A 6,893-nucleotide genomic window follows, 5' to 3' on the forward strand; every position below is an offset into this window, starting at 1 on the left:
GAGGCCGAGCATGATCGGCTAACGACCTACGAGGTGTTTGGGCGCCTGCACACGACCCTCGGCGACATCAAGAAGATGGTGAAGCGATGCCGCGTCCAGCCAAGGGTGCCCGCCTCTACTACAAGGCCGCCGACGACCGCTGGGTCATCCGAGACACCGGTGGCATCGAACGCGGCACGGGCTGCAGCTATGGAGAGCGTGAGGCGGCTGAAAGAGCGCTGCAAGCCTACCTCTCCGAGAAGCACACCCCCGATTTCGGCCGCGGTGATCCCGCTACAGTCGAGATCGCGGACGTCCTGAAGCTCTACGCCGACGAGCATGCCGCTGGCACGAAGCGGCCCGACGTCGCTTGGTCGGCGCTCCCGCACCTGATCACCTTCTTCGATGGGAAGAAGGTCGCCCACGCCACGCCGAACCTGTGCCGGGCCTACGCGAAGTGGCGGACCTCTCAGCCGCAGGCGCGGTTCAAGTTCGGGCCGGGCTATCGGTACGCGACCGAGGCCGAGGTGCCCCGCGTTGGCGATCAGACCGCGCGCCGCGAGCTGGGCGTGCTCTCGGCCGCCTTCGGCTACGCGCACAGCGAGCACAAGCTGCTTTACCCGGTCCCAGTGACGATGCCGGACCGGGCGCCGGCGCGCGATCGGTGGCTCAGCCGCTCCCAGGCGGCCGCGCTGCTGCTCGCCGCGCTGGGCTTCCGGCCGACCGGGCGGCACGACGCGAAGGGGAAGGAGATCTGGCGGCGGCCGCGCGAAAAGGCGCGGCCGGGCGAGGGGCGGGGCCGCGCGCTGTTCGTCCAGCGCCACGTCGCCCGGTTCATTCTGGCGGGCCTCTACACCGGCACCCGGCACGAGGCGATCCTGCGCCTGAAGTGGATCGAGAGCACCGACGGCGGCTTCGTCGACCTGCGCTCCGGCATCATCTACCGGCGCGGTACCGCCGAGGGAGAGTCCTCGAAGCGCCGGACCCCGATCCCGATGTCGAAGCGGCTCGCCGCGCACATGCGGCGCTGGCGGAAGAACGGCGCCTACGTGATCGAGTTCGATGGCAAGCCGATCCTGCGCCTACGACGCGCCTGGACGACGGCGCGGAAGGGCGCCGAGCTCGGCGACGAGATCACGCCGCACGTCCTGCGCCACACCTTCGCGACCTGGGCTGTGATGGCGGGTGTGCCGTTCGGCAAGGTCGCCCGGGCGCTCGGCACCACCGAGCAGGTCGTGGAGCAGGTCTATGGCCACCACCTGCCGGAGCACCTGCGCGGCGTCGTCGAGACCGTGTCGCGCGGCGGCAGATCGTGAGCCGGGAGGGTGCCGATGAAGCTCGATATCGAGACAGTGATCTGGATCGTTGGCATCGCACTGATTTTCGGCGGCGTCCTCTACGCGCGCTGAAGGGCGACGCTCCACCACCGCGAACGCCCCCGGAACAGGTCTCCGGTTATTCTCCGGAAACGAAGGCCCGAAAGGGTCTCGGAAGACCCTCTAAGGCTCTTTCCCTCTCTGCCGGCGCTCTAAGGCTTGGGAACGCCAATCCTTTACACGGAGAGGGTCGGGGGTTCGAGTCCCTCACCGCCCACCAGAAACCTCCCTCTTTCGCGGAGCTGGCCGTTTCACCGGTCGCACGTCCTGCACGGGGACCGTTCTGACGGCACCGCCATGCCACCGAGCCGGCAAAGCGCGCCAGGGGGCGAGCCGGCCTCGTTACGAGGTCCCGGAGGGGATCACGCGCGGTCCGGCGGCGCGTCGGTTTCGACGGTGTCTTTTGCGGCAGGACCGAGGGCCAATGCGCACCTTTCGATCCTGCGCATCTGTCCGCGCGCCACATGGCCCGGGGTCGAGCATCGATCTGTGTGCTGAGCGGCCGCGCCTCCGAACGTCAATGATTGCAACCGTTTGAGAGCCATGTGCCGATCTGGCGTATCGAGGGCCGATCGGCGCACGTCGTGTGAATCGCGACCTCGGGGCCGGCCTACGCTTCGGCCGATCGGGGCGCACTGCCAGGCGCGACCCGATCGGGCATCGCGAGGAGGCCTGCCGGGCGGGCTCAGGCCGCCCGGACGGTGGTCAGGAAGCGTCGCACCTCGGCCGACAGATGTTCGGATTGCTGCGACAGCTCGGACGCCGAGGTGAGGACGTGCGCGGCGGCTGCGCCCGTGTCTTCGGAGGCGCGGGCCACACCCGCAATGTTGCCGGTCACTTCGGCCGTGCCGCTCGAAGCCTGCGCCACGTTGCGCACGATCTCCTGCGTGGCGGCGCTCTGCTGCTCGACGGCCGCCGCGATGCTGGAGGCCACGTCGTTGATCTCGCGGATCCGCCCCGTGATCCCATCGATGGCCGAAACGGCCTGGTCGGTCACGCCCTGCACTTGCCCGATCCGCCGGCCGATCTCTTCGGTGGCCCGTGCCGTCTGATTGGCCAACTCCTTCACCTCGGCCGCCACCACGGCGAAGCCGCGGCCCGACTCTCCCGCCCGGGCGGCCTCGATCGTCGCATTGAGGGCCAACAGGTTGGTCTGGCCGGCGATGTTCGAGATCATTCCCACCATCGCGCCGATCTGCTCGGCGGCCTGGCTGAGTTCCTGCACGAGGCGCGTGGTCTGGTCCGCCTCCGCCACCGCAGCCTGGGCGAGCCCGGCCGAGCCGGCCACCTGCCGGCCGATCTCCTGCACGGAGGTCCCCAATTCCTCGGCGGCTGCCGCCACGGTCCCGACATTGGCCGCCGCCTCCTCGGCCGCCGCGGCGACCGTGGTCGATTGCGCGGCCGTCTGGCTCGCATTGGCGGTCATCTGCTCCGCCGTGGCCTGCAACTCCGTGGAGGACGAAGAGACCATGCTGACGATGCCGCCGACCGCCCGCTCGAAGCTGTCGGCCAGTTCGACCATCGTGCGCCGGCGCTCCGCCGCGGCGGCCGCATCGGCGATCTGCCGGAGTTCCGCTTCCTCGGCGGCTTTGCGGGCGACCATGGTCTTGATGTTGTCGACGGCGCGGCCGAGCGCGCCGATCTCGTCGCCCCGCTGGCTTTCGGGGATCTCCGCGTCGATCTCGCCGGCGGCCATGCGCTCCAGCACCGCCACCAAGCGGGTGATCGGGCGCTGGATGTTGAGCATCAGCAGGATCGCGGCCGCGAGCAGGCTCAGCAGCATGGCCGCACCCGCCAAGAGGCCGAAGCGCGTCGCCGCGCTGACCTGCTCGGTCGTGGTCTCCATGGCCTTGTCGGTGAAGCCGCGCGCGTTGGCCACGGCCTGATCGATCATGCCCTCGGCCCGGGCGATCTGCTCCGTGATCGACCGTCGTGCCGCGTTCGCCGCGTCCGGATCGACCGCGCCGCCGCGCAGGTCCGTCCGTCCGGCGTCGGCATAAGTCCTCACGGCGCCGGCCAGATCCTGCAAAGCCGTCCCGCTGTCACGCAGGATCTGCGGCTTCAACGCGATGGCGATCGGGCGCTCGAGGCCGCGTGACGCCTGCTCGGCTTCCTTGGCCGCCCGGGTGACGGCCGCGTCGGCCTCGGGAGCGGTCCGAGCCAGATCGACGGCCTTGAGGCTCAGCTGGATCCGGTTCAGGGCGACCTGCGCCTGCGAGATCCCGGTCAGGATCGTCTGCTCCCGGGCGACGGCGTCGGTCGCTTCCGCGATCCGACGGTCGCTGTTCCATTGGTTGTAGATCACGCCAGTAGCGAACAAGGCCGTCACGGCGGACGACAAAATCAGTTTGCGGCCGATTGTCAGGCGGGGCATGTGGATCGCCAGTATCCGAGGTGATTGAGCTGGAATTACGTGCTCAATCTTCGGCGTATCGGATAAAGAAAATCCTAATCGCGCGTTTTTTTCCTTGGTGTCGCGATTTTCGACTTGTGTGCGCAAGAGGTTTCGGGCGCGCGCCGGGATTGGCGGCACCGCATCCGCGTGCACGACGCATGCGAAGGTGAAAAGTTCCGGGTCGGCTGAGATTTATTGCGCGGGAAGCCGGGCGGTCAAAGCGGCGACGGGCAGCGACGGGCAGCGATAACGGGCTGGATCGAGGTGAACGGCGCGTCGTTGGATCGGAACATTCCCGTCGCGGGCCGTGATCGGGCCGTGATCGGGCCATGTCCGGTGGACTGATCGGGATCTGCACGGGGCAGCATCTTCAGGTACCCTCGCCACGCGCGGGGCCGCCGGACGCGTCAGGCGCAGGCTTGCACCGCGCAGGCCGCGCGCACGACCGCAGCGGCCTGGAAATGATGGAGCATGTGGCCGGCGTCCGGCAGACGTTCGAACCGCGCGCCGGGGATCATCCCAGCCGCCCGCTGTCCGTGCAGGGTGGTGTTCACCACCAGGTCGGCGCTGCCGCCCAGGATGCGGACGGGCCGGTGCAGCGACGGGTAGCCGAGGACGCTGCGGGTCAGCGCCGGCCAGAGCCAGCCGGCATCCTCCCCCTCGGCGGTGATCTGCGCCGGGCGACCCGCGAGATCGAACGGGAAGTCCCGGGCGAAGCGCGGCGGCATCGCCTCGGGAAAGAACATCGCGTTCCACAGGAGCGGCAGGAGCATCCGGTCGCTGCTCGCGGCCAGGAGGGCCGACAGAGCGTCGCCGCCGAACGGCAGCGCCCGCGGCCCGAACAGCACCTGCTCCAGCCGCGGCTCCGGGAAGCAGATCGGCGCCAGGGCCACGACGCCGGCGATCTCCTCCGGATGGAGCATCCCGTACGCCAGGGCGACGGCCCCGCCGAACGAGTGACCCAGGATCACCGGCCGCCGCAGGCCGAGGCGCTGCACGGCTTCCCGGATGCTCGCGGCCTGATCCCAGATGTCGGCGGCGGCGCCCCGCGGGCGTCGGCTGAAGCCGTGGCCCGGTCGGTCGACGGCGACCACGCGGAAATGCTCGGCCAGTGCCGGCACGGGGCCGAGCCAGACGTCCTCCAGGCACATCAGCGTGCCGTGGATCGCCACGAGGTCCGGTCCGGTGCCGGTCTCCGCGTAGGCGATCGTCCGGTCCTGCGCCAAAGCGACGATCCGGCGCGGCACGATCTGGGGATCGGCCCCGGCTCCCTGCGCCGGCCGAACGGCGCCGAGCAGAGCCTCCGTGGCAGCGGCCACTTACAGGCGCCGTCGGCGCCCGGACGATGGGCCGAGCACCGCGAAGGCCGTGACCGCGCCGACGCCGAGGAGACCGGCCGCGGCGGCGAGGGGGTGCAGGCTCGCACGGGTATAGGCGCTGGTCCGCATGACCGGGACGGGCGGGTCGCCCCGCGTCTCGCCGGCCGCCACCGGCGCATGCAGGGCGCCGTCCGGATTGCGCGGCGCGTCCGTCCGCTTCTGCAGGGCGATGATCGCCGAGCTGAGGTGGTCGTAGGCCCCGGGCGCGAATTCCTTGCCGGCCACGAAGGCCTTGCCGGCCCCGCCCACGATGATGTCGCGCTGCGGGTGCACGGCCGCGTGCAGGATGGCGTTGGCGACTTCCTCCGGTGGGTAGATCGGAGGCGGCAGGCTCGGTTCGCGGTCCATGTAGTTGCGCGCCCGCTGGGGCAGGGGCGTGTCGATCGAGGCCGGCTTGATCAGCGTCACCGAGACCGGCGCCTTCTCGTCCATCAGCTCCATGCGCAGGGCATCGGTGAAGCCCTTCACGGCGTGTTTCGAGGCCGCGTACATGCCCTGGTACGGGAAGGCGAGATCCGAGGCGATGCTGCCGACGTTGATGAGGGCGCCACCGTGCTGCCGCAGGTGCTCGGTCGCCACCAGGGACCCGTAGACGGTGCCCCAGAGGTTGGTCTGGATCAGGCGCTCATGGTCTGCGTCGCTGATCTCGCGCAGCCGGCCGTAGATCGAGCCGCCCGCGACGTTCACCCAGGTGTCGAAACCGCCGAAGGTCGCCACGGCCCGGTCGGCGACCGCCTGCACGTCGGCCCGCCGGCCGACATCGGCCACGACGTCGATCGCCTTGCCGCCGACGCCCTCGATCTCGGCCCGGATGCGCGCCAGGGCGTCGCCGCTGCGCGCCGCCAGCACCACCCGGGCGCCGCGTTCGGCCGCCATACGGGCCGTGGCGAGGCCGATGCCCGACGAGGCGCCGGTGATCACGATCACCTGCGCGCGGAGCGGCTTATGCGTCATGCGGTATCCCCGATGCTGCGCGGCGCGGCCGCACGGAAACGGCCACACGCTGTGCTATCGATCGGGGAGGCCGCATGTTCCGAGCGCGCCTGCGGGCGATCGGGTCGCAGGGAGGTCGGTTCCTGCGCGCTCAGCGTCCGTAGATGTCCTCGACGCGGATGATGTCGTCCTCGCCGGTGTAAGAGCCGACCTGGACCTCGATCAGCTCCAGCGGGATCTTCCCCGGATTGGCCAGCCGGTGCATCGAGCCGATCGGCAGGTAGACCGCCTCGTTCTCGTGGACCAGCACCACCCGATCGTCGATCGTCACCTCGGCGGTGCCGCGCACCACGACCCAGTGCTCCGCCCGGTGGTAGTGCTTCTGCAGCGACAGGCGCCCGCCCGGCACCACCTGGATCCGCTTCACCTGGAAGCGCTCGCCGATGTCGATGCGCTGGTACCAGCCCCAGGGCCGGTACATCCGCAGATGCGCGTCCGCCTCCGGCGCGCCCGAGGCCCGCAGGGCGTTGACCAGATCCTTCACCTGGCCCGAATGCGCCTTGGAGGCCACCAGCACCGCGTCGGGAGTGGAGACCACCACCACGTCCTCCAGGCCGACCACCGCGGTCAGGCCCTCGCCCTGGCTGTGCACGAGGCTGTTCTTCGTGCCGATCAGCGACACCCGGCCCCGCACGGCGTTGCCTTCCGCGTCGTGGTCCAGCACCTGCCAGACCGCGTCCCAGGTGCCGACATCCGACCACGAGAACGACACCGGCAGCACCCCGGCCCGGGCGGTCCGCTCCATCACCGCGTAGTCGATCGAGATCTTGG

The 6,893-nt window shown here is 70.2% G+C and carries 5 protein-coding genes; 1 reads left to right on the top strand and 4 read right to left on the bottom strand.

All coding sequences use genetic code 11. From position 1 onward, the window contains the following. Nucleotides 1–86 precede the first annotated feature (86 nt). Nucleotides 87–1,295 carry a site-specific integrase gene (locus BM396_RS27485; protein ID WP_051976250.1) on the top strand — a complete coding sequence of 403 codons (1,209 nt, stop codon included), beginning with the start codon at nt 87–89 and terminating at the stop codon, nt 1,293–1,295. A 745-nt stretch (nt 1,296–2,040) separates the two neighbouring features. Here the strand turns inward: BM396_RS27485 and BM396_RS27490 are convergent. From BM396_RS27490 to BM396_RS27505, 4 genes are all read right to left on the bottom strand, one after another. Continuing rightward, nucleotides 2,041–3,729 (bottom strand): methyl-accepting chemotaxis protein, encoded by a 1,689-nt coding sequence (locus tag BM396_RS27490; RefSeq protein ID WP_043387401.1) that lies wholly within the window; start codon nt 3,727–3,729, stop codon nt 2,041–2,043. Nucleotides 3,730–4,157: 428 nt separating this feature from the next. Beyond that, entirely contained in the window at nt 4,158–5,069 is a 912-nt protein-coding gene (locus BM396_RS27495; RefSeq protein ID WP_043387399.1) for an alpha/beta fold hydrolase, read from the bottom strand. Then, nucleotides 5,070–6,083, bottom strand: a complete 1,014-nt coding sequence (locus BM396_RS27500) for an SDR family oxidoreductase (RefSeq protein ID WP_043387397.1) — start codon at nt 6,081–6,083, stop codon at nt 5,070–5,072. A gap of 130 nt (nt 6,084–6,213) precedes the next feature. Next, nucleotides 6,214–6,893 (bottom strand): cupin domain-containing protein (locus tag BM396_RS27505; RefSeq protein WP_139239555.1); only part of this gene is annotated, 680 nt, incomplete at its 5' end.

Origin of the sequence: Methylobacterium sp. UNCCL125 (assembly GCF_900116795.1) — a bacterium.
GTDB lineage: Bacteria > Pseudomonadota > Alphaproteobacteria > Rhizobiales > Beijerinckiaceae > Methylobacterium > Methylobacterium fujisawaense.